The following is a 26,086-nucleotide window of genomic DNA, read 5'->3' on the forward strand; positions in this document are numbered from 1 at the left end:
GTATTCCAGATCTTGTGGAAGCAGGTGGTATTGACACCAATGGTGACGGACGTGTAGACACAAATACGGATGCAGACAAAGATGGTTTGGCAGATATTTATGATGAAAACGCAACAGACGGTCCAGGTCCTGATGGTACAAATGGTACAGCCTTGGTAGAAACTGATGCTACTGGTAATATGCTAGATGGCGCTGGTAATTCTATTGATAGTGATTCCGATGGAATTGCGGATCATTTAGATTTAGATGCAGACAACGATGGTATTCCAGACTTAATAGAAGCAGGTGGTGTAGATACTAATGGAGATGGTTTAGTAGACACAAATACAGATGCAGACAAAGATGGTTTGGCAGATATTTATGATCAAAATGCAACAGACGGTCCAGGTCCTGACGGTACAAATGGTACGGCACTGATAGAAACAGATAGTGCTGGTAATATGATTGGTGGTAATGGTAATACTGTTGATACCGATGGTGATGGAATTCCGAATCATTTAGACCTAGATTCTGACAACGATGGTATTGTAGATCTTATTGAAGCAGGCGGAACAGATACTAACAAAGATGGTAAAGTAGACACTACAACAGATACGGACAATGATGGTTTTGATGACGCTGTAGATGGCTCTATAGGTACGCCTTTAATTACAACTACTGCTGATACAAACAATGATGGAATAGCAGATACATACACAAATGGAGATGCTGATTCAGATAATTTCCCTAACTTTTTAGACATTGATGCAGATAACGATGGAATCCCTGATAATATTGAAGGACAAACTACTAGTGGTTACATAACTCCAAGTGGCATTGGTACTGCTATGGCAGACACAAATAATAATGGTGTAGATGATAATTATGAAACAAGTGGAATTGGTTTTGTCCCAGAAAACACAGACGGTACAGATTTAGCAGATTATTTAGATACAGACTCAGACAATGATGGTATTCTTGATATTGCTGAAAACGGACATACAGCAAATGTTGCTTCAGGAAATGATGCGGATAAAGATGGATTAGACGATGCTTTTGATGATAATGATGATTCTGCTACTAATGGTGCTACCGTTAACGATGGTGCTAATGGTAATAACGCAATAACCACTTTAACTACTTTAGAGAATTCTTTTGGTGATGAAGATAATGACTTTAATCCTAACAATCCTGCTACTGGTAATCTTGACTATAGAGATATTAAAGATACTGACAAAGACGGTATTCCAGATAGCGTAGATCTAGATGATGATAATGATGGTATTCCTGATACTGCAGAAAATGGAGTAAATTTTGCAGATGGCGATGAAGATGGAGACGGCATACCAAACTACAAAGACACAACCGATAACGGAAACGGTGGAGATGGTAGTACAACGGACTATACAGATTCTAATAACGATGGTATTCCAGATGTTTATGATACAGATGGCGATGGTATTCCTAATCATTTAGATTTAGATACAGACAACGATGGCATTCCAGATATTGTAGAAGCTGGTGGTGTAGATACCAATGGAGATGGTGTAATAGATTACCCAACTCCTGGAGACCCTACAACAATGGTAGATCTTGATGGTGACGGTTTAGCAGACACTTATGACGATACAGACACCGCAGGAAGTTCTACTGGTTGGTCTGCAGGAACTCCTATTTCTAATCCAGATTCAGATGGTGATGGCATTCCAAATGCACAAGATTTAGATGCAGATAATGATGGTATTCCAGATGTGGTAGAAGCAGGCGGAACAGATGCTAATGGAGATGGTAGAGCTGATAATTTTGTAGATATAGACAATGATGGTTTTAATGATCTTGTAGATGGTGATATAAACGGAACTACAGATCCAACAAAAGCACTAATTATTACAGGTACAGATGGTAATAGCGATGGTATTCCAGACAATTACCCGAATGGAGATACAGACGGAGATGGTCTTTTAGATAGTACAGACTTAGATGCAGACAACGATGGTATTCCAGATCTTGTGGAAGCAGGTGGTATTGACACCAATGGTGACGGACGTGTAGACACAAACACAGATGCAGACAAAGATGGTTTGGCAGATATTTATGATGAAAACGCAACAGACGGTCCAGGTCCTGACGGTACAAATGGTATAGCCTTGGTAGAAACTGATGCCGCTGGTAATATGCTAGATGGCGCTGGTAATTCTATTGATAGTGATTCCGATGGAATTGCAGATCATTTAGACTTAGATGCAGACAACGATGGTATTCCAGATCTTGTGGAAGCAGGTGGTATTGACACCAATGGTGACGGACGTGTAGACACAAATACGGATGCAGACAAAGATGGTTTGGCAGATATTTATGATGAAAACGCAACAGACGGTCCAGGTCCTGATGGTACAAATGGTACAGCCTTGGTAGAAACTGATGCTGCTGGTAATATGCTAGATGGCGCTGGTAATTCTATTGATAGTGATTCCGATGGAATTGCGGATCATTTAGATTTAGATGCAGACAACGATGGTATTCCAGACTTAATAGAAGCAGGTGGTGTAGATACTAATGGAGATGGTTTAGTAGACACAAATACAGATGCAGACAAAGATGGTTTGGCAGATATTTATGATCAAAACGCAACAGACGGTCCAGGTCCTGACGGTACAAATGGTACGGCACTGATAGAAACAGATAGTGCTGGTAATATGATTGGTGGTAATGGTAATACTGTTGATACCGATGGTGATGGAATTCCGAATCATTTAGACCTAGATTCTGACAACGATGGTATTGTAGATCTTATTGAAGCAGGCGGAACAGATACTAACAAAGATGGTAAAGTAGACACTACAACAGATACGGACAATGATGGTTTTGATGACGCTGTAGATGGCTCTATAGGTACGCCTTTAATTACAACTACTGCTGATACAAACAATGATGGAATAGCAGATACATACACAAATGGAGATGCTGATTCAGATAATTTCCCTAACTTTTTAGACATTGATGCAGATAACGATGGAATCCCTGATAATATTGAAGGACAAACTACTAGTGGTTACATAACTCCAAGTGGCATTGGTACTGCTATGGCAGACACAAATAATAATGGTGTAGATGATAATTATGAAACAAGTGGAATTGGTTTTGTCCCAGAAAACACAGACGGTACAGATTTAGCAGATTATTTAGATACAGACTCAGACAATGATGGTATTCTTGATATTGCTGAAAACGGACATACAGCAAATGTTGCTTCAGGAAATGATGCGGATAAAGATGGATTAGACGATGCTTTTGATGATAATGATGATTCTGCAACTAATGGTGCTACCGTAAACGATGGTGCTAATGGTAATAACGCAATAACTACTTTAACTACTTTAGAGAATTCTTTTGGTGATGAAGATAATGACTTTAATCCTGGTACAGGCGATCTTGATTATAGAGATATACCTTCCGCAGCAAACGCAATGATTACCCAAGTATATCAATTTGGTGCTGATACTGATGCGGTTAAGGAAAGATGGATTGAAATTACCAATATAGGTGTAACAGATATCCCTGCAAATACCATTAAAGTACAATTGTACAAAGATAAATCAGGAGATCAAACAGGTATTGCTCCAGATGTTTCTTATACAGTTGGTACCATACTAGAAGCTGGTAATTCTGTTTTATTTAAACAATCTACTAATTCAATAATTCTGACTGGTGAAATAGCTTCTGATGCAACCTCTATAGAAAATGATGCATTAACTGATATTAATGGAGCTGATGATATTATTACGCTTTCAACAGCAGAAGGAATTTATTCATGGGCAAATAGATATGACATCGTTTCTAGTGTAACTAACAATACTTCAGTTGTAAGAATTGATGAAACGTTAACACCTAACAAAAATTATGACGCTATTGAATGGATTGTATTTATTGATGATGCAATAGCTCCTTATCAATCTGGATATGGAGGAGATGATACAGATACTAAAAGACACCCTCAAGATCCATTAATCTCTGAAATAAAAAATTCTGATAAACAAGCTAATACACTATTAGGTCTGCATAGAATTAGAAAAACGATTAGAGAAAGCGGTGATTGGAGTAATGGTTTTCCAGACAGATCACGTTACGTTGTAATTGACGAATATTACAATCATACTGGTAGCAGAATAAGTGCTAGAAAACTAGATGTAAACTCTGCTAAAGAACTAAGGGTAACAGACAATCTATTAGTAGTTACAAATGGTATTCTATTAGATGGAGACATTCGACTATCGGGTCCTACTGCTCAATTAGTGCAAACACACATGAGTACTAGTACTATTACAAGTACTGTTCCTGGAACTATAGGTACATTATTTGTAGACCAAGAATCTAAGGTACCTAGCTTATATCGTTACAACTATATGAGTTCTCCTGTTACAAGTATTGGAACAGACAACTATTCCCTTATTAAAGTTCTTAAAGATGGTACAACACCCAATACCCCTAAAGACATTACTTTTGTTACAGGGTATGATGGTTCTTTTGATGCTACCAACACAGCAGCTATTTCATTAGCAGATTACTGGGTCTATACCTATGCTCCGGGTGTTAACGGAAGATCTAATTGGGTACATAAATACAGACGTGGCACCATAAAAAGAGGTGATGGATTTATCTTTAAAGGACCTGGTAAAATACAAAACTATACTTTTTCGGGAACCCCTAATGACGGTAAATTTACATCAGAAAATGAAATTGATACCGGAGAATCTTATTTAATTGGTAACCCTTTCCCTTCTGCTATGAATGCTAGAAAATTTATAGACGATAATTTCGACGCTACTACCGGAACGTTATATTTCTGGCAACATGTTGGAGAAAATGATGCACAAGGAACTGTTGGACATAACTTTGCTGGATATATTGGTGGTTATGCTTCGCAAAATAAAATTACCTCTACAAACGCATATACTGCACATCTTACAGGAGCTGTACAATATACACTTCAGGCTGAAGATGCAGAATATACAGGAGAAGTAACTCCACTTGAACCTAATGCTGGAATCTCATTAAACCAAACTGATTATCTGAAATTTTCTAATATTTCTAATGGTGTAGATATCTTAAAAATAACGTATGCAGCTCTGGTTGATAAAAATCTAAAAATTAGAGTCAACAATGAAGATAGAGGTGAAATTACTTTTACGGGTACAAGCAATAATTATATAGAACAAACAATTACTTTTTGTGTACAAGCAGGTAGTGACATTACATTAACTTCTACAGACGATGGAAATACTATTAAAATTGACCAAATAGTATTTGAAGATCAAGATGGTTACATTGCTTGTTCTGGTGTTGGTAATGAAAACAATAAATACGATAACCCACTACCTTACATTGCAGTTGGTCAAGGATTCTTTGTAATAGGAGGTAATACTAAAGATAAAATTGTATTTAACAACAGCCAAAGAGCATATGTTACTGAAGAATCTGGAGAATCTGTCCTTTTTAAAAGTGAAAAGAAAACGCTAAAGAAATCGCCTACAGAAGAATTACCTATTTTAAAACTTGGTATGAACTACGCAAATGCTGTAGGAAATAATTTTCATCGCCAGATTGCCATATCTTTTGACAAAGCAAATTCTTTTGCCTATGAAAAAGGATTTGATTCTCAAATGTATGATATCAATCCGACGGACTTCTATTGGAAGTTTCCTAACGACACCAACGGTTATGTAATTGCTGGGGTGCAAGAAATATCTGATGCTTTAGAAGTACCCTTAGAAATTGTTGTAAGTAAAAATAGTGTTATTACAATTGTAATTGATGAAACCACAAACATCAACCAAGACATATACATAAAAGATAAACTTACAGGTAAAACACAACAATTAAATAATGCAAGTGCTAGTTATCAATTAAAAACAGGTACCTACACAGACAGATTTGTTTTAGCCTTTGTTGCCAAAGATGCATCCCTTAATTTAGAAGATGATATCTTAGCAAAACAAACAAGTATATTTGCTGATAATAAAAATCATAATATTGTGATTTCTAAAAATCAAGAAATACACATCAATAATGTAACGTTATTTGATCTACTAGGAAAAGAAGTAACTATTTGGAACATCAATGAACAAAAAGAGACTTACCAATTAGAAATCAAAAAACAAATACCAACAGGTATTTACATTGTAAAAATGAAAACAGACAAAGGAACAATCAATAAGAAAATTGTTATTGAGTAAAACAGTCTTTATATTTTGACTGACTAAAAATAGATTAACAATTATTAAATTTAAACCAGTGAATTAATTTTCACTGGTTTTTTTATTTATTGAAAATTAAAAATAAGATATACGATGTCCTTTTTATCAACTTTACTTTTTTGTCTTTTGATGAGAAGTTGATAAATAAAAACTACATAATTAATTTCAATAAAAAAATATTGACTTCGTTTATACTCAAAAAATCATTACAATTTAAATATCATTATTTCTACTCATTTTCACTATTCTTGTATCTTAACTGGCAATCAGTTTTAATAATTGTAAAATAGTAAAAAACATACCTTTTATTAAATATTCACTTGTTATTACCTCTCCTACAAAGTCTAAATAATAGAGCTTCTAACCACCTACTACCCTACTCTTGTAAAGTAATTTGAAGTCAAAATATTTGGCTTCAAACGGACATATTGTTCCTTAAAATTAGCTCTAAAAACAAAAAAAGAACTTAAAAGTGACTTCTAGAATATAGAAGTGTCTTAATAAGAGTACTAAGTAAATAATAAGAAGTACTTTTGCACCTTAAAATTTTTTTTATGTTTAAATATTTAAAAAAAACGAAAATATTTGGGGGAATATTTCGTTTTCATGTATTTAACCCTGCTAGTTATGCCTTGCTAAATTTAAAAACAGCATCGAAACTAAAACTAAACAAGGCTCATTACCTTATAATATCAACACTTTTTTTATTAGCATTTCAGAATGTATCCGGACAAAATCATCCGATTTTTCCGAATACTCAAATATTAAAACAAGGCTTAGACAAACAACCGGGAGCCATTTATTTAATTAAGGATGTACAAATTGGTGCTAACCGAAGCGACATCAATGTAGATGCTCTTTTAAAGATTGTATCATTTACAGGTACACCTGTTATTTCTAATATTGATCAAACTCAATTTGTAGAAGATAGATTTGAACCAATTATTACATACGATACTCCGGGTGAAGCTGTACATTGGCAAATAGAGTTTATTATAGCAGGATCTGCAGACTCTAATTTAAATGATGCAATAACCTTTCCTTTAGAATCTTATACTTTAGAAGTTATAGATTTAGATGCAGGAGAATGGGTAGAAGTATCACCTAATAGTTATGAACTAGCAGCTAGTACAATTATTACGGCAAGTACAGGAACAATAAACTCAACTCGTTTTAATAGTGAAACGAATACAACAGATGAAACGGTATCAATAACCAATACAAGATCTGTTGTAAAACTAAATTTTGAGAATGTTGGTATTGTAGACTTTGCGTTAGGTAGAAATAATAACCAACCAGATATTCAAAGAAATATTTCTGTTGGTTTTTTAGGAGAAGTTGTTTTTAGCAACCCAACTGTTGTAGTAGTTAATAGTCCACCAGTAGTGGTAAATAGTTTAAACAATACCATTATTGCTAATAGTACATTCTCTAAGAATGTACTTACTGGCTCTAGCGATCCTGACGGTGATTTAGATCAAAATACAGTAACACTAATAGATCCTAACAACCCTAGCAACCAAGGAAGCAATGGAAACCCATTAGTAATACCTGGTGTAGGAGAATATAAAGTTAATAATGTTGGTATAGTAACCTTTACCCCAATAACAGATTATATAGGAGACGCTAGCGTTTTATTTAGAGTAAAAGACGCCTATGGCGCTAGTTCTAATAACGGTACCTTAGAACTTACTGTATTATTAGATAGCGATAAAGATGGTATACCAGACATTACCGATTTAGATGATGACAACGATGGTATTTTAGATACCGATGAAGGCTATTCTAGAACTCCTGGTAAACCTGCGTGCGACGGTGAAACTATTTTAAATTTTAATAATACTTATACCGAAGAATCAGGAGATGGAAATAGTGCTACTTTTTTACAAGGAGAAGTCTTTAGGTTTCCAAATGTAGCAGATGGTATAGATGCTTTGGTTACTATTGTAGGTTTTAAAAACATAACTACTTTACCTAAGTTAGATGACAATATTGCAGGAAACAACAATGCTTTTCAACCACAATCTTCATTTAGCATAGCAAACATTGGAGACCAAGCATGGACAGAATATAAGTTCGACTTTGTTATAACAAATACAACTACTCCTACTATTGTAAATAAATTTTTCGTTAATTTTAACGACGTAGATGGTAATGGCAATTACGGAGAACAAAACTGGTCTCAAATACCTGTAGATTATGTTGTAAATAACCCAACAGAATTAACAATAACCCAACCAACTTCTTGGGTTGTTGGTACAGCTGGTTATAATGAATATCCTTCTGTTACAAATAATTTTCCACAAGTAAACTATTCTACAGAACACGGTGCCTCTTCTTCTTATATTATTAGATTAGGAGCTGTAGCCAGAAAAAATGGAGTGATTGCAACGGGCAGACAACATCAAGTAGAATTTAAATGTATTAGTAATTTTATAAATCCAGATAGTATTACCATTTTAGATTCAGATGGTGATGGTATTCCAAACCATTTAGATTTAGACTCAGACAACGATGGTATTACTGACGTTGTAGAATCTGGCGGGAAGGATAATAACAAAGACGGAATTGCTGACGGAAATGTAGGTAATACAACAACAACCTTAGGTATTCCTAGTTCTGCAAATACAGGAAATACACCTGCAAACACAGATGGAGATCGTTTTCCTGATTTTATAGATATTGATGCAGATAATGATGGTATTCCAGATAATATCGAAGCACAAACAACAACCAACTACATTGCACCAAGTGGTATTGGATCTAACATGGATGACACCAATCATAACGGTATTGATGATGTTTACGAAAACAACAATACAGGTTTAACCCCTGTTGATACAGATAATGATGATACTCCAGATTATTTAGACTCAGATGCGGATAATGATGGTATTGCCGATATTATTGAAAACGGAGATGTAGATAATGAAATTGCAGACATTAATGCAGACAAAGACAACGATGGTTTAAATGATGTTTTTGATGATAATGATGATTCTGGTACAACAGGTGCTACTGTAAACGATGGTTCTAGTAGTCAACAAACAGTAACAAACTCAAGTGAAATAGATACTGCCTTTGGCGATGAGGACAATAACTTCCCAGGAACTGGAGATGTAGATTATAGAGATCTTAAAGATAATGATAAAGACGGTATTGCAGATTACTACGATTTAGATGATGATAATGATGGTATTCCTGATACTGTAGAAAATGGTGGTAACGATGCTGAAGGTGATGAAGATGGTGATGGTATCCCTAATTATTTAGACACTACAGACAATAATGGTACTGGAGACGGTAGCACAACAGACTACACAGACAGTGATAATAATGGTATTCCTGATGTATATGATACAGATGGTGACGGCATTCCTAATCATTTCGATTTAGACTCAGACAATGATGGTATTCCAGATATCGTAGAAGCTGGTGGTGTAGATACAAATGGTGATGGTAAAGTAGATGCTATAAATACTGATGGAACCTTGGTAAATGATATAGATAACGATGGTTTAGATGATCGTTATGATACTGATGTTACAGGCGGGACTAATGGTAATGCAATTGCAAATCCAGATACAGATGGTGATGGTATACCTAATGCTCAAGATTTAGATGCTGATAATGATGGTATTCCAGATGTTATAGAAGCAGGTGGTACAGATGCAAACGGTGATGGTTTAGCAGATGGTTTTGTAGATACAGATAACGATGGTCTTAATGACCTTGTAGATGGTGATGTAGCAGGTACTTCTAACGACCAAGACAATGCTTTAATACTAACAGGTGCTGATACTAATAATGATGGCAAACCAGATTCTTACGTAAATGGTGATACCGATAATGATGGCATTCCTAATTTTGTAGATTTAGATTCAGACAACGACGGTATTGCTGATATCGTAGAAGCTGGCGGAGTAGATACAAATGGTGATGGAGTTGTTGATTATCCTATTTCAGGAGACCCAACCTCTATGATCGATTTAGATAATGACGGATTAGATGACAACTACGACACTACAGATACATCTGGAAGTACTCCTAGTTTTACTGCTGGAACACCAATTGCAAACCCAGATACTGACGGAGATGGAATTAAAGATGCGCTAGATTTAGATGCTGACAATGATGGTATTCCAGATTTAATAGAAGCTGGTGGTGTAGATACTGACGGTAATGGTAAAGTTGATAGTATTGATGCAAATGGCAAACTTCTAAACGATACTGATAACGATGGATTTGATGATGCAGTAGATGGTGATATTGGTCAACTTGGTACAGACAACAATAAAGACAATGCTTTAGTACTTACAGGAACGGATACAAATAATGATGGTCAACCAAATTCTTACATTACTGGTGATACAGATGGAGATGGTATTCCTAATCATTTAGATTTAGATTCAGACAACGATGGTATTACAGATATTATTGAAGCAGGTGGTACAGACACCAATAAAGATGGTAAAGTAGATGCTATCGTTGCAAATGGTACATTAACAAATGACACAAATAATGATGGGTTTGATGATAATGTTCAGAATGCACCTTTAGTTACTACAGGATCAGACACGGATAATGATGGTAACCCAAACTCTTACACAGATGGTGATGCAGATAGCGATGGTATACCTAACTTTATTGACATCGATGCAGATAATGATGGTATTCCAGATAATATAGAAGCACAAACTACAAGTGGTTATATTGCTCCTACAGGAACTACAATTGCAGATACCAACAACAATGGTGTAGATGATGTTTACGAAGTAAGCGGAATTGGTTTTGTTCCTGAAAACACAGACAACACAGATTTACCAGATTATTTAGATACAGATTCTGACAATGATGGTATTTTAGATATCGCAGAAAACGGACATACAGCAAATGTTGTATCAGGAACGGATACAGATAAAGATGGTTTAGACGATGCTTTTGATGATAATAACGATGCAACAATAGCAGGATCTACTGTAAACGATGGTCTAAACCCTAATAATAAAGTAACAGACCTTAACTCTTTAGAAAATTCTTTTGGTGATGAAGACAACGACTTTAATCCTGGTACAGGTGATCTAGATTATAGAGATATTCAAGATAACGACAATGACGGTATTGCAGATTACTACGATTTAGATGATGATAATGATGGTATTCCTGATACTATAGAAAATGGTGGTAACGATGCTGAAGGTGATGAAGATGGTGATGGTATCCCTAATTATTTAGACACTACAGACAATAATGGTACTGGAGACGGTAGCACAACAGACTACACAGACAGTGATAATAATGGTATTCCTGATGTATATGATACAGATGGTGACGGCATTCCTAATCATTTCGATTTAGACTCAGACAATGATGGTATTCCAGATATCGTAGAAGCTGGTGGTGTAGATACAAATGGTGATGGTAAAGTAGATGCTATAAATACTGATGGAACCTTGGTAAATGATATAGATAACGATGGTTTAGATGATCGTTATGATACTGATGTTACAGGCGGGACTAATGGTAATGCAATTGCAAATCCAGATACAGATGGTGATGGTATACCTAATGCTCAAGATTTAGATGCTGATAATGATGGTATTCCAGATGTTATAGAAGCAGGTGGTACAGATGCAAACGGTGATGGTTTAGCAGATGGTTTTGTAGATACAGACAACGATGGTCTTAATGACCTTGTAGATGGTCATGTAGCAGGTACTTCTAACGACCAAGACAATGCTTTAATACTAACAGGTGCTGATACTAATAATGATGGCAAACCAGATTCTTACGTAAATGGTGATACCGATAATGATGGCATTCCTAATTTTGTAGATTTAGATTCAGACAACGACGGTATTGCTGATATCGTAGAAGCTGGCGGAGTAGATACAAATGGTGATGGAGTTGTTGATTATCCTATTTCAGGAGACCCAACCTCTATGATCGATTTAGATAATGACGGATTAGATGACAACTACGACACTACAGATACATCTGGAAGTACTCCTAGTTTTACTGCTGGAACACCAATTGCAAACCCAGATACTGACGGAGACGGAATTAAAGATGTACTAGATTTAGACTCAGACAACGATGGTATTCCAGATTTAATAGAAGCTGGTGGTACAGATACAAACGGTGATGGTTTAGCAGATGGTTTTGTAGATGCTGACAACGATGGTTTTAATGATCTTGTAGATGGTGATGTAACAGGTACTTCTAACAACCAAAACAATGCTTTAGTACTTACAGGAACGGATACAAATAATGATGGGCAACCAAATTCTTACACTACTGGTGATACAGATGGTGATGGTATTCCTAATCATTTAGATTTAGATGCGGACAACGATGGTATTACAGATATTATAGAAGCAGGTGGTACAGACACCAATAAAGATGGTAAAGTAGATGCTATCGCTGCAAATGGTATATTAACAAATGACACCAATAATGATGGGTTTGATGATAATGTGCAAAATGCTCCTTTAGTTACTACAGGATCAGATACGGATAATGATGGTAACCCTAACTCTTACACAGATGGTGATGCAGATAGCGATGGTATACCTAACTTTTTAGACATCGATGCAGATAATGATGGTATTCCAGATAATATAGAAGCACAAACTACAAGTGGTTATATTGCTCCAAGTGGCGTTGCTACAGGTATTACAGATGCAAACAACAATGGTGTAGATGATGTTTATGAAGTAAGTGGAATTGGTGTTGTTCCTGAAAATACAGACAATACTGATGAACCTGATTATTTAGATACAGATTCTGACAATGATGGTATTTTAGATATTGTAGAAAACGGACATACAGCAAATGTTGTATCAGGAACGGATACAGATAAAGATGGTTTAGACGATGCTTTTGATGATAATAACGATTCAACAATAGCAGGATCTACTGTAAACGATGGTCTAAACCCTAATAATAAAGTAACAGACCTTACCTCTTTAGAAAATTCTTTTGGTGATGAAGACAACGACTTTAATCCTGGTACAGGTGATCTAGATTATAGAGATGCACCAGAAGCTGCAGAAGCTATGATTACACAGGTATATCAATTTGGTACAGATAAATGGATTGAAATTACCAACATCGGTAATGCAACGATTCCTGCAAACACTATTAAAGTACAATTGTACAAAGATAAAACAGGCGATCAAACAGGTGTTAATCCAGATGTTTCTTATACAATTGGTACATTATTAGAAGCAGGTAACTCTGTTTTATTTAAAAACTCAAGTAATTCAATAATCACAAGTGCAGAAATAGCATCTGATGCAACAATCATTACTAACAATGATTTAACAAATTTAGATGATGCTACTAATGATATCATTACACTTTCTGCAGCTAACGGGGTTTATTCTTGGGAAAACAAATACGATGTGGTTTCTAATGTAACCAACAATACTTCTGTTGTAAGAATTGATGAAACGATAGCTCCTAATGCAACTTATACAGAAAGTGAATGGGTTGTTTTTATAAATGATGCTATAACAACTTACCAATCAGGATATGGTGTAGATGATACTAGCGCAAAAAGACACCCTCAAGATCCGTTAATCTCAGAAATTAAAAATTCTGATTCAGAAGCTAATACATTATTAGGTTTACATAGAATTAGAAAAACGGTTAGAGAAAATGGTAACTGGAGTAATGGTTTTCCAGACAGGTCTCGTTATGTTGTAATTGATCAATATTACAATCATGAAAGTAGTAGATTTAGTGCTAGAAAATTAGAAGTAAACGCAGGTAAAGAATTAAGAGTAACAGATAATCTATTAGTGGTTACAAATAGTATTGTATTAGACGGAGAAATTCGTTTAACAGGTGCTACTGCTCAATTGGTACAAACACACACAGATGAAAGTACAGTTAGCGGAAATGGTCAATTATTTGTTGATCAAAAATCAGAAGTACCTAGTTTATATCGTTACAATTATATGAGTTCTCCTGTTACCACTCCAGGTACAGACACTTATTCACTTGCAACGGTACTTAAAGATGGTACAACACCAAATGATCCTAAAGTGATTACTTTTGTTACAGGATATGATGGTAGTGTAAATGCAACTGGTATTTCATTAGCAGATTACTGGATTTATACTTACGCTGCTGGTAATAACGGAAGATCTAATTGGGAACATAAATATAGAAGAGGAACTATAAACAAAGGTGACGGTTATATCTTTAAAGGACCAGGACAAGAACAAAACTATACTTTTGCAGGAACACCTAATGACGGTAGTTTTACCACTGAAAACGAAATAAGTGAAGGACAATCTTACTTAGTAGGAAACCCTTTTCCTTCTGCTATGAATGCTAGAAAATTTTTAGATGATAATAGTGCAATTACAGGAACACTTTACTTCTGGCAACATGTAGGAGAAAATGATGCTTCAGGTACTACTGGTCATAACTTTGGTGGATATGTTGGTGGATATGCCACTCAAAATAAAGATATGGCTACCGCTGCTAATTATGGTAAAGGAGAAGCTGTAAACAGCACTCTTGAAGCCGAAAATGGAAGTGAGGTAACTGGAATTGTACTTCCTTTAGGATTAGGTACAGGTCAATTTGAAGTTTCTTTAAACCTTAATGATCAAATTACGTTTTCTAATGTTCCTAATAGTGTAGACTCTTTAAGAGTATTATATAGAGCTAATGGACTTAAAAACTTAAACATTAAAATCAATAATGTTGATAGAGGCGAATTAACTTTTCCAAATACAGAAAACGCTTCAGACCTTCTTTTCAAAGAAATAAAATTTGCAATGTGTATAGAGGCAGGAAGTAGTATTACACTAACTTCTAGTACTAATTCTCTAAATCCAATTTTTATTGATAAAATAATTTTAAAGGATGAAGATGGGCAAACTGCTTGTACACCAGATACAGGTGGAGATGAATATGAAAATGCATACAAAACTCCAGAACCATATATTGCAGTTGGTCAAGGATTTTTTGTATTAGGTAGTAATACAAAAGGAAAAATTGTTTTCAATAATACTCAAAGAGCATATGTTACAAAAGAATCTGGAGAATCTGTATTCTTTAGAAGCGGAAAGAAAACATCTGCAAAAACAACAAGCACAGCATTACCTATTTTAAAATTAGGAATGAACTATGCAACATCAGTTGGTAGCAGTTTTCACCGTCAAATAGGTATCTCTTTTAAACAAGGAAATTCTTTTGCTTATGAAACTGGTTCAGATTCTCAAATGTATGGTATTAATCCTACAGATTTCTACTGGAAATTTCCAAACGATGCTATTAGTTACGTAATTGCAGGGGTACAAGAAATATCAAATACATTAGAAGTACCATTAGAAATTGTGGTAAGTAAAAATAGCGTAATTACCATCAACATTGATGAAATTAATAACATCAACAAAGAGGTATTTATAAAAGATAAACTTACAGGTAAAACGCAGCAAATTAATAATGCGAGTGCTACATATCAATTAAAAAAAGGTACATATACAGATAGATTTGTTTTGGCTTTTGTTGATGCAAATACTACACTTAATTTAGAAGATGATATTTTAGCTAAGCAAACAAGTATTTATGCTGATAATGATAATCACAGCATTGTAATTTCTAAAAATCAAGAAGTAGATATCAATAATGTAGAATTATTTGACATCCTTGGTAAAAAAGTAACCCTTTGGACTATTAAAGAACAAAAAGAAGTGTATCAATTAGAAATTAAAAATCAAATACCAACAGGTATTTACATTGTAAAAGTAAATACAAATAAAGGTACAATGAATAAAAAAGTTGTAATTGAATAAGTAATATATAGCACACCTCGATGTTAAAATTGAGGTATATATTAAATTTTAAAAGACCATAATAAAAGAAATAAAAATTTTTTATTATGGTCTTTTTTTTTGTGACTGCGAAGGGATTCGAACCCCCAACCCTCAGAGCCGAAATCTGATATTCTATCCAGTTGAACTACGCAGCCAACTTTACTATTCTTAACAAAAATAGTAAAACGTATTTTTTACATTAAATTCTTTTTTACAAGAACAGAAATAACTTTTCCATCTGCTTGTCCTGCTAATTCCTGAGAAACAACACCCATTACTTTCCCCATATCTTTCATACCAGATGCACCTAATTTTTGAATCGCAGCAACAACAACTTCTTCTACTTTTTCTTCTGATAAAGCTTCAGGTAAAAACTGCTCTAAAACGACTAATTCAGCCAATTCTGGATCGGCTAAATCTTGTCTATTTTGTTTGATAAAAATAGCTGCACTATCTTTTCTTTGTTTTACTTGCTTCTGAATAATTTTAACTTCTTGTTCTTCTGTTAATTCTGCTTGAACACCAGTTTCTGTTTTCGCTAATAAAAAGGCAGATTTTACTGCTCTTAAAGCTTGTAAAGCAACCGTATCTTTTGCTTTCATTGCTTCTTTCATTTTATCCATTACCTGTTTTTGCAAACTCATTATCTTTTATTTTAAATTAATTATTTCTTTGTCTTTTTTAGGTATAAAGCTTTTTTATCATAATCTATAAATGCCTTTCCTTTTTGTAAGATGTCAGCACCAATAATTCCATGAACTTCTTTAGCATTGTGTTGTGTTAAAGCTTTATTTACATGCGATAAATCAAACAATACCAAATGGCATTTCTTCGTTTTCCAATCACTAATTTTTAGAGAATTATTTTCAGATTGCAACGTTTCCATGTCGGTTGCTCCTGCCCCAGCTGCTTTCGTTTCACTTTCTGTAGCATCTAAATTAAAGTATTCAATCATGTCTAATCCAACACAAGAATTAGAAGCTCCTGTATCTAAAATAAAACGTCCTTTTATACCATTGATGGTTGCTTTTAATTCTAAATGATTAGTAGCAATTCTCTTTAGCTTTATTTTTATGTATTTCTGCTTCTTTAATATTTTTTCTAAACGCTTCATAAAGTTATTCTAACTGAATATCAAAAATACAATTTAAAAATTTTAAGAAGTACTATCGTTCTAAAATTTCTTTTAGATGATCTTTATATAGAAGAAACTCTTTTACATCATGATGTGTCGCTCCCTCAATTGCCACAAACTTATTTTTGGTAGATATGTTTTGTTCTAATAACCTTTTAGATTGCTTAAAACAGGTTGTTTTGTCCTTATTACCATGAAAAATAGTAATCGGTGAAGTTACTTTAGCAATATCCTTATCAGACCTAAATTTATACTTCAATAAAAATGTTGGTGTCCATCTAAATTTAAATTTGGCTGCTTTTTTAAAGTTGTAAAAAGGTGCTTCTAACACTAATTCTTTAGGTGTATTTTCGGCTGCTATCCTTGTAGCAAAAGTACCACCTAATGAAAAGCCATAAACAACAATATTTTCTTCTTTAAAATCCTTTTTTAAGTGATTGTAAACAGATAAAGCATCACAATACATACTATTCTCATTGTAGTTCCCAGTGCTCTTACCGTAGTTTCTATAATCAAAAACTAAGACTTCATAATTATATTCTAATAAATAAGAAATCCGCTCTCCCCATTTTGTTAAATCCCCTTTATTACCATGGCAAAATAAAACAACACCCTTGGGTTTTGGTAGTTTAAAGTGAAGGGCATTAATGTAGTTATTACCATCAGTATTAATAAAAACTTCTTCAAACGTATTTGAAAAAAGAAACGGGTACTTTTTATCTAAAGGATTTCCATTGAGAAATATAAATTTTTCTTGAAAACGATAAAGCAATAGACAAGCAGCAATAACAATACATATAATAATTAGTAGGCAGAACGTCAAATTTATTGATAGCTTTTATTTTACGAAACTACTCATTTTTTAAAAAAATCTGTTTATTTTAAAAAAACAATTTTAACATTGTAAGCTCATCAAATTAACCTTTTAAATTATTTAAAAATTCTTGTCTCCTGTTTCTAGATACAGGTACTTTATGGTTAGCACTTAATAATACATAACCTTCATTTAAATATTTTTCTATATGTTCTAAATTGATTAAATGAGATTTATGTACTAAATAAAAATCTTGGTTTATTAACAGTTTATTAAAATAACCTATGCTTTGTGAGCTCAAAATAGGTTTGTGATTACTAAAATGAATTTTTGTGTAACCATCTATACCTTCACAATGAATAATGTCTGCTATTTTTACAAACTCTAACCCTTCTGTAGATGGAATTACCATTTTTTTCATTTGAAAATTTTGTACGCCCAAATTTTCTATAAGTAGCTTGTTTTTTTGTAGAGCCGTTTTCTCTTCTATATTCTTAGCAGCATTCTTTACAGCCGACACTAAATCACTATTATCTATTGGTTTTACAAGATAACCAATGGCACAGTGTTTTATCGCTTCTATAGCATAATTATCAAAAGCAGTCGCAAAAATAATTTCGAAATTTGGATTATCAAACTCTTTTAATAAATCGAAACCATTTATTTCTGGCATAGAAATATCTAAAAAAATTAGTTGAGGTTGAATATTTTTTATCAGTTTTATAGCTTCTTTAGGGCTTTGCGTTTCCGCAATAATTTCTATATTTGGACATAACCGTTCTATTTTATTTTTTAAAATGGCTAATGCTTTTCGCTCATCATCAATAAGAATTGTTTTAATCGTTTTCATTATTTTTATGATTAAAGAGTAAAGATACTTCTGTACCTGTTTTACCTGAGTTTACAGAACGATCTATAATTTTATAAGTTACATTCCAATGGCTACTTTCATTTAAGAAATGAAGTCGTTCTGATAAGACTGCAGAAGAATGAGATGATTTTTTATTTTTAATAGAATTGTTTAATTTTTTTGCTTTTTCTAAGCCGATACCATCATCTATTACCGTTACTTTAAAACAATTTTTATCAATATATTTAAATTCTACAGATACTTTTCCGTTTCCTTGTTTATGAAACAATCCATGATTTATAGCGTTTTCTACTAAAGGCTGTAAAATCATTGATGGCATGTATTCTTCTTCTATATCTAATTTAGCATCTACCTTTATTTCATACACCAATTTTTCTTCGAAACGTAATTTCTCTATTTGAAGGTAGTTTTCTAAAAGACTAATTTCTTCGCTTAAACTTATAGTTTTTCTTCTTGAATAATCAAAAAATTGACGCATGAGTTTTGAGAATTTCGCCAAATAATTTTCTGATGTTTCAACATCGTTTTGTTGAATATAATATTGAATAGCATTTAATGAATTATGTACAAAATGAGGATTCATTTGCCCTCTCAATGCTTTTAATTCTAACTCGTGTTGCTGTTGCTGGTTTTTTAATGCGTTTTCTAGATTGTCTTGCACCAGTCTGTTTTTCCTTTTTAAAAAAATTACAAAAAGTAGCACCAAAAAAACACCAAGTGTTATTAGAATGGATATAAAGAGTATTATTATTGAATTTTCTGGCGACTGCATATAAAACCAATACTTAGAATGATACATTTTAAAAACGTTATAGGCACTTTAACATCAAATAAATAATAATATTTATCAAAAGAGGCATAATAGTTTTCTCCTATTTTAAACGGTGTAAAACCAAGATAATAAATAAAATGCGCTATGGCAATCCAAAACAGTAGATTTCTGTGTATACTAATAATTTCTTTTGAATTTAAAAGACTAACAAAGTAATAAAAGACACAAACTAAAATTCCGAAACCACCTATAATAAATGGAATAACTTGGGTTTGGTTATGGTAATCCATTCCTTTATAAAATAACTCGTAACCTATACTTATAAAATATAAAGTAACTATAATACTAATTATTTTTTTTAGAACATTACTATTCACTTTTTTACAGAAAAGCCAAAACAGAAAGCTAAAATAAATGATATTATAAAGATTTGATAGTATTTTATTTTGATTTTTAACAATATAAGTACCATAATAAGTCTTAAAACTCTCATTTAAAGCAGAATACAGCAACAATATAACAAACAACCTATATGGTTTGTCTAGGTGTTTCCAAACTATAAAGCCTATTAATACAGGTAATAGCTGAATATAAACATAACCATTTATTAAGTATAATTTAATAAAATCCATTTTAAAACATTTGTTTAATTACTTTACTCACCTACTCTTTTTGGTGGCATATCTGTTAACTCATTACTAGAAACACTTTGCATTGTAATTTTTGCATTAGCAGCATTAAAAGTTGGCAAGAAACTTGCTTTAGATATTTCTTTTTTTTGGTCCCCTTCAGTACAATAAAATTCAGAGTCCAAATGACAATAAAGTGATTTATATTCTCCTTTAAACATATCAGAATTATCATTAGGAATTATATAAAATGGAATATGATTATCTGCATCATACCCAGTGTTTTTTTCCGAATAATAAGTTGGAGTCATAAAAGTTGTTAAACGTCCTCTGTAATCTCCTGATTTTAATGGGTCCTTAAGAATAGATTCTTTTCTTTCAGTTTTAGCTTCGCTGTTAAAATTATGAGACTCGTCTATATCATAAGCTCCAAAACTAATTGCTATACCAGAAATTATTGGCTCAGGATTTTTCTGCTGTAACACTTCTATAAAATTAAGATAATCTTTCAATTTTTGCAATGGAATTAAAGAATATTCTGTTGGCAAATAATTTTCTCTAAACTTTTCATTAGTATCAGTATCTATTTCTTGTAAATCTTTAATTACCGGTATAAATCTATTTTTATAATTACCATATAATTCTTCTACCTTCGTTATATCTATAGTGTGTCTAGAATTTTCAAAGTTAGCAATAACTTCTTTTTTATTTAATTCTGTATGCTTACATATATTTTCATTTTGGCATGTTCTAAATAAAAGTATACTTAATAGTACTATTGCTATTAACAATAATGTTTTTGTTGTTTTCATAATATATTTTTTTTAAAGTTAATACTTAAATATTTGTTAGCGAGTAAAATAATATTGTTAAAAAAATTCTGTTTTTTTAACAATATAAATGAAAGGCAACTTTGATGCGATCTCCATTGCCTTTTTCATGAGCTTTTTAATCTTTACAAATACTAAATTCTAAACAATCTTCTAAATCATAATGAAGTTCTACATTGTAACAAATACCAGCTATTTTAAACCTATACTTACCTTGTTTTGCTCCGTTGTTTATGAGCACAAACTCTCTAGAAACACAACTACAAGGTTCTATGGTACCAAAACAGAATGCTCCTTTAGGTATTACTTCTATAGAAGGGTTTCCGTTAGGCAGTAATGCTATTTTTTTTCCATCTTGATGAAATACTTCTATAGTGCCAATAGAGTAATTAGAAAAACTAATATTAGAAAATGGGTTGCAAACCGTTATAATCATTTTTTCTGTATCGGTAGATTCAATACAATCACAATCACTATCTCCCCATTTTATGTTTAAAGATGGTTTATAATTAGGTGGTTCTATTTCATAACATTTACTAGAGTTTTGAGCTAAAAAACCTACATAATGGGCACCTGTTTTAACATGAACAATAATTTCGTTTAAACATTTTTGCCAGTCATTCGTTAACTTAATATTTACTTCTTTACCAGCTTGAAAACCTACATATCCATATGGATTACCACTAGAAACTTGTGGCAAGACCGTTGGTGAGTGAATACTTTGTGGTTTTCCATTTACATAAATTTCATGAACTGAATTATCTGCAAAAAACTTCATGTCTAGAAAAAATTGATTTGGATCTACAGAGGTATTCAAGTTGAATTTTATTCTAAAATAAGCCTCTTCTTTAGATGCATTCTGTCGTGCATTGCTGTAATAGGATATCCAATTTGCATTCGAATAAATACTGTTTGTCCATGCCCCATCTTTAGTTACATAAGCGGGAATCCAGTTTTTAACACTATTAGGACCTTTCGTATTTCCAATACCTGCTTCCCAATTTAAATCTCTGCCTCCACCTATAGGAATAAAACCGCCCTTACCATCTTGAGCAGTATTAATTAGAACCGCATCGTAAGGCGAGTTTATTTTTAAGATATTAGGTTCTTCAATTTCACATTCACTACAATGGTTTAAGTTATTAACTTTTTCTTCTTTTAATTCCGAATAGAAATTATTTATTTCTTCTTTAATCTTTTTACAAGTACTTTCTTCCTTTTTCATTTTTTAGCATTTTAGTTTTACCTACTCTTTTTAAATTTTGGTTTTTCGGCATTCCCCTTTTATTTAAAGTAAATATCTAAATAGAAAGCGTAAACTAAAACAGCAAATTTATTGCATGTTGCTTACAATCTATAAACGGTAGATTTCACGACAAGAAAGTTTTTAGCAAAAAAAAACCGACACAAATTGTGTCGGTTTTATATTTATAAAGATTTGAAGTTTAACCTCCAAAATCATCAAAACGAATGTTTTCGTCAGAAAGACCAAAATCTTCACCCATTTTTTGAACTGCATTATTCATTAATGGTGGTCCACAGAAATACAATTCTAAATCTTCTGGAGATTCATGGTGATTTAAGTAGTTTTCAATTACACAATTGTGAATAAAACCTACAAAACCATCTCCTGCTTCATCATTAATATCTTTTTTCTTAGTCCAATTATCTGCCTCTGTAGGATCTGATAAAGCAATGTAAAATTTAAAGTTTGGAAAATCTTTTTCTAAAGCTCTAAAGTGTTCTATATAGAATAATTCTGCTTTAGAACGACCTCCATACCAATAAGAAACTTTTCTACCAGTCTTTAATGTTCTAAATAAGTGATATAAGTGAGAACGCATTGGCGCCATACCTGCTCCACCACCTACGTATAACATTTCTGCTTCAGATTCATTAATAAAGAATTCTCCATAAGGACCAGAAATAACACATTTATCACCTTTCTTTAAGTTAAAGATATATGAAGATGCAATACCAGGATTTACATCCATCCATCCACCTTTGGCTCTATCAAAAGGAGGCGTAGCAATACGCACATTTAACATAATTTCTCTTCCCTCTGCTGGGTAAGAAGCCATAGAATATGCTCTTTCTACAGTTTCTGTGTTTTTCATTACTAATGGTCTTAAGTTAAACTTATCCCATTCTCCTTCAAACTTATCTGGAGTATCGTGTTCTTCTGGATGTGCTGTAATATCCATATCAGCATAGTTTACTTCACAAGCTGGAATTTCAATTTGAATATATCCACCTGCTTTGTATCCCATATCTTGAGGAATCTCTACAACAAATTCTTTAATAAAAGTAGCTACGTTATAATTTCTTACAACTACTGCATCCCATTTTTTAATTCCGAAAACTTCTTCTGGAATTGTAATATTCATGTCTTGTTTTACTTTAACCTGACATGCTAAACGAATTCCTGATTTTAACTCCTTCTTTGTAAAGTGAGGTGTTTCTGTTGGTAATGCTTCTCCTCCACCTTCTAAAACGTGGCATTCACATTGTACACAAGATCCACCACCACCACAAGCAGATGGTAAAAATATTTTTTCGTTTCCTAAAGTTGTTAAAAGAGAGCTACCAGAGCCAACTTCTATTTTCTTTTCTCCGTTAATGGTAATTGTTACTGGACCAGAAGGAGATAGTTTTTGTTTTACAAACAGTAATAATGCTACTAATACCAGTGTTAAAACTAAAAAAGCTGCTACTGTTGCAATAATGGTTCCTGTTGTACCTGCTGCTAATATCATGCTACTATTGGTTTATAATTTTATTTTCTGCTACAATTTCTTTAGCTTCCTTTTTTAAATCTACTTTTTCAATAGAAGCTTCTACCTTTGGTTTATCTTCTGTTTTCTCATCACCCCCAGTTAACATTCCTCCAAAGCTCATAAAACCAATTGCCATTAACCCTGTAATGATAAAAGTTATTCCTAAACCTCTTAATGCAGGTGGTACATTAGAATATCTAATTTTTTCACGAATAGCTGCAATGGCTAAAATTGCTAAAAACCATCCAATTCCAGAACCAACTCCATAAGTTAATGCTAAACCTAAAGTAGGAATTTCACGAGATTGCATAAATAAACTTCCACCTAAAATAGCACAGTTTACTGCAATTAACGGTAAGAAAATACCTAATGAGTTGTATAATGATGGTGAAAACTTTTCAACAATAATTTCTACCAATTGTACCATCGTTGCAATTGTTGCAATAAACATGATAAAAGATAAGAAACTTAAATCGTATTCTGCATATTCTGCTCCTAACCATTTTAAAGCTCCAGGTTGTAATATATATTGATCTAACAACCAGTTTAAAGGTACAGTTACTGCTAATACAAAAATTACAGCAGCTCCTAAACCTACGGCAGTAGATACTTTTTTAGATACAGCAAGGTAAGAACACATTCCTAAGAATACGGAAAACACCATGTTGTCTATAAATATCGATTTGAAAAATAATTCTAAATGTTCCATTTTTTTTAGTTTTCGGTTTGCAGTTTGCAGTCTTCAGTTTTGGCATTTACTCCTACTGAATACTGTTTATACTGCCTACTTTTTAATTCTCTTCTATTAATGATGTGTTTCTGCTACGTTGAATCCAAATAATAATTCCAACTACAATTAGTGCCATTGGTGGCATAATCATAAAACCATTATTCTCATACCCTATGGCATATAAACCTGTTTTTTCTATTGGATCTCCTAAAACTTTAAATCCTAATAAAGTACCAGAACCTAATAATTCTCTAAAGAAACCAACAATCACCAAGATTAAACCATAACCTGCAGCATTACCAATACCATCTAAAAAAGATCTCCAAGGACCGTTTGCCAAAGCAAAAGCTTCAAAACGTCCCATGATAATACAGTTTGTAATAATTAATCCTACAAAAACGGATAGTGTTTTACTTAGTTCATAAGCAAATGCTTTTAATACTAAATCTACAATAATAACTAAAGCAGCAACTACAATTAGTTGTACAATAATTCTAATTTTAGAAGGAATAATATTACGCATTAATGAAATAACTACATTTCCTACGGCTAATACTGCCATCACTGAAAACGCCATAATTAAAGATGCTTTTAATTCTGCTGTAATTGCTAAAGCAGAACAAATACCCAATACTTGTATTGTAATTGGGTTGTCATCTAATAAAGGGTCTGTAATTAATGCTGCGTCTTTTTTTGATAAAAGTCCCATAAATTATTTTTTTAAAGTTTTAAAATAAGGAATGTAAAGTTTTAACTCATCTCTAATCATTGCAGACACACCGTTACCGGTAATTGTTGCTCCTGCGATGGCATCCACTTCATTATCCGTTTTGTCTTCGTTTTTTGGGTCGTTATTACCTTTAGCTACTTCAATTCCTTTGAAATCTCCATTTTTCGATAATAAATGTTCACCAATAAAATCGTCCATAAAAAAACGTTGTTTTATGTTCGCTCCTAAACCAGCGGTTTCACCTTTATGATCAAAATAAGCACCTTGCACAACCATATTTTCATCCATAGAAATATAAGCCCAAATTGCATCCCAAAGACCTTTTCCTCTAATTGGTGCTATATAAAATGTTTTACCATCTTTTTCTCCAATAAATAAAGGTAGTTTTCTCTGTTTACCTTCTTTTGCAGAAGTTTGTTCTTTTTTAACATCAATTAAATACGCTTTACTATCCTCAGTAATTTTATCACCTTGAATAACAATTTGTTTTTTAATATATTTTGTAAACTCTGTACCGGCAACATCTGTAGAAACAAAGTTTGCACTTGATTCATCGTTTTCATTTACACCCATTGCGTAAAGGATGTTTTGTTGCTTTTCTATTCTCTTATTTTCGTCGATATTTGGTTTTAAAGACGATGCAAAAAATGCCAATAACGAACCAACAACAAACACCATTATTACGGCGAAAATTATTGTATATAAATTACTATCTGTTCTCTTACTCAT

14 protein-coding genes and 1 tRNA gene are annotated in these 26,086 nt (G+C 32.9%); 2 read left to right on the top strand and 13 right to left on the bottom strand.

All coding sequences use genetic code 11. From position 1 onward, the window contains the following. Positions 1 to 14 precede the first annotated feature (14 nt). Together GQR92_RS09580 and GQR92_RS09585 are read left to right on the top strand one after the other, a co-directional pair. The gene (locus GQR92_RS09580) at positions 15 to 6,212 is read left to right on the top strand and encodes a T9SS type A sorting domain-containing protein (RefSeq protein ID WP_158839077.1); all 6,198 of its coding nucleotides are present in this window, start codon (positions 15 to 17) and stop codon (positions 6,210 to 6,212) included. Between the two features lie 575 nt (positions 6,213 to 6,787). Next, positions 6,788 to 16,048 carry a T9SS type A sorting domain-containing protein gene (locus GQR92_RS09585; RefSeq protein ID WP_158839079.1) on the top strand — a complete coding sequence of 3,087 codons (9,261 nt, stop codon included), beginning with the start codon at positions 6,788 to 6,790 and terminating at the stop codon, positions 16,046 to 16,048. 102 nt (positions 16,049 to 16,150) lie between these two features. Here the strand turns inward: GQR92_RS09585 and GQR92_RS09590 are convergent. The 13 genes from GQR92_RS09590 to GQR92_RS09650 form a co-directional block, all read right to left on the bottom strand. Further along, positions 16,151 to 16,224, bottom strand: a tRNA-Arg gene (locus tag GQR92_RS09590). Between the two features lie 39 nt (positions 16,225 to 16,263). Further along, on the bottom strand, positions 16,264 to 16,713 hold the full coding sequence (locus tag GQR92_RS09595; protein ID WP_158839082.1) for a GatB/YqeY domain-containing protein: 450 nt from the start codon (positions 16,711 to 16,713) through the stop codon (positions 16,264 to 16,266). 20 nt (positions 16,714 to 16,733) lie between these two features. Further along, a complete protein-coding gene (locus GQR92_RS09600; RefSeq protein WP_158839083.1) occupies positions 16,734 to 17,183 on the bottom strand; it encodes a retropepsin-like aspartic protease in 450 nt (149 codons plus the stop codon). Positions 17,184 to 17,235: 52 nt separating this feature from the next. Beyond that, positions 17,236 to 18,027, bottom strand: coding sequence for an alpha/beta hydrolase (locus GQR92_RS09605; protein ID WP_233269820.1), 792 nt, complete (start codon positions 18,025 to 18,027; stop codon positions 17,236 to 17,238). 94 nt (positions 18,028 to 18,121) lie between these two features. After that, a complete protein-coding gene (locus GQR92_RS09610) occupies positions 18,122 to 18,868 on the bottom strand; it encodes a LytR/AlgR family response regulator transcription factor (RefSeq protein WP_158839085.1) in 747 nt (248 codons plus the stop codon). Further along, positions 18,855 to 19,550, bottom strand: coding sequence for a sensor histidine kinase (locus tag GQR92_RS09615; RefSeq protein WP_233269822.1), 696 nt, complete (start codon positions 19,548 to 19,550; stop codon positions 18,855 to 18,857). The genes GQR92_RS09610 and GQR92_RS09615 overlap by 14 nt, the downstream gene beginning before the upstream one ends. A gap of 86 nt (positions 19,551 to 19,636) precedes the next feature. Continuing rightward, the gene (locus tag GQR92_RS09620; RefSeq protein WP_158839087.1) at positions 19,637 to 20,293 is read right to left on the bottom strand and encodes a hypothetical protein; all 657 of its coding nucleotides are present in this window, start codon (positions 20,291 to 20,293) and stop codon (positions 19,637 to 19,639) included. Positions 20,294 to 20,316: 23 nt separating this feature from the next. Then, positions 20,317 to 21,102: a hypothetical protein gene (locus tag GQR92_RS09625; protein ID WP_158839089.1), complete on the bottom strand. Its 786-nt coding sequence runs from the start codon at positions 21,100 to 21,102 to the stop codon at positions 20,317 to 20,319. 136 nt (positions 21,103 to 21,238) lie between these two features. Then, positions 21,239 to 22,345, bottom strand: a complete 1,107-nt coding sequence (locus GQR92_RS09630) for a hypothetical protein (RefSeq protein WP_158839091.1) — start codon at positions 22,343 to 22,345, stop codon at positions 21,239 to 21,241. Positions 22,346 to 22,565: 220 nt separating this feature from the next. Then, entirely contained in the window at positions 22,566 to 23,876 is a 1,311-nt protein-coding gene (gene nqrF / locus GQR92_RS09635; protein ID WP_158839092.1) for an NADH:ubiquinone reductase (Na(+)-transporting) subunit F, read from the bottom strand. A 4-nt stretch (positions 23,877 to 23,880) separates the two neighbouring features. Continuing rightward, positions 23,881 to 24,606 carry an NADH:ubiquinone reductase (Na(+)-transporting) subunit E gene (gene nqrE, locus GQR92_RS09640; protein ID WP_158839094.1) on the bottom strand — a complete coding sequence of 242 codons (726 nt, stop codon included), beginning with the start codon at positions 24,604 to 24,606 and terminating at the stop codon, positions 23,881 to 23,883. Between the two features lie 82 nt (positions 24,607 to 24,688). Further along, entirely contained in the window at positions 24,689 to 25,336 is a 648-nt protein-coding gene (locus GQR92_RS09645) for an NADH:ubiquinone reductase (Na(+)-transporting) subunit D (RefSeq protein ID WP_158839095.1), read from the bottom strand. Positions 25,337 to 25,339: 3 nt separating this feature from the next. After that, positions 25,340 to 26,086 carry a Na(+)-translocating NADH-quinone reductase subunit C gene (locus tag GQR92_RS09650; RefSeq protein ID WP_158839096.1) on the bottom strand — a complete coding sequence of 249 codons (747 nt, stop codon included), beginning with the start codon at positions 26,084 to 26,086 and terminating at the stop codon, positions 25,340 to 25,342.

The organism is Polaribacter sp. L3A8 (assembly GCF_009796785.1).
Classification (GTDB): domain Bacteria; phylum Bacteroidota; class Bacteroidia; order Flavobacteriales; family Flavobacteriaceae; genus Polaribacter.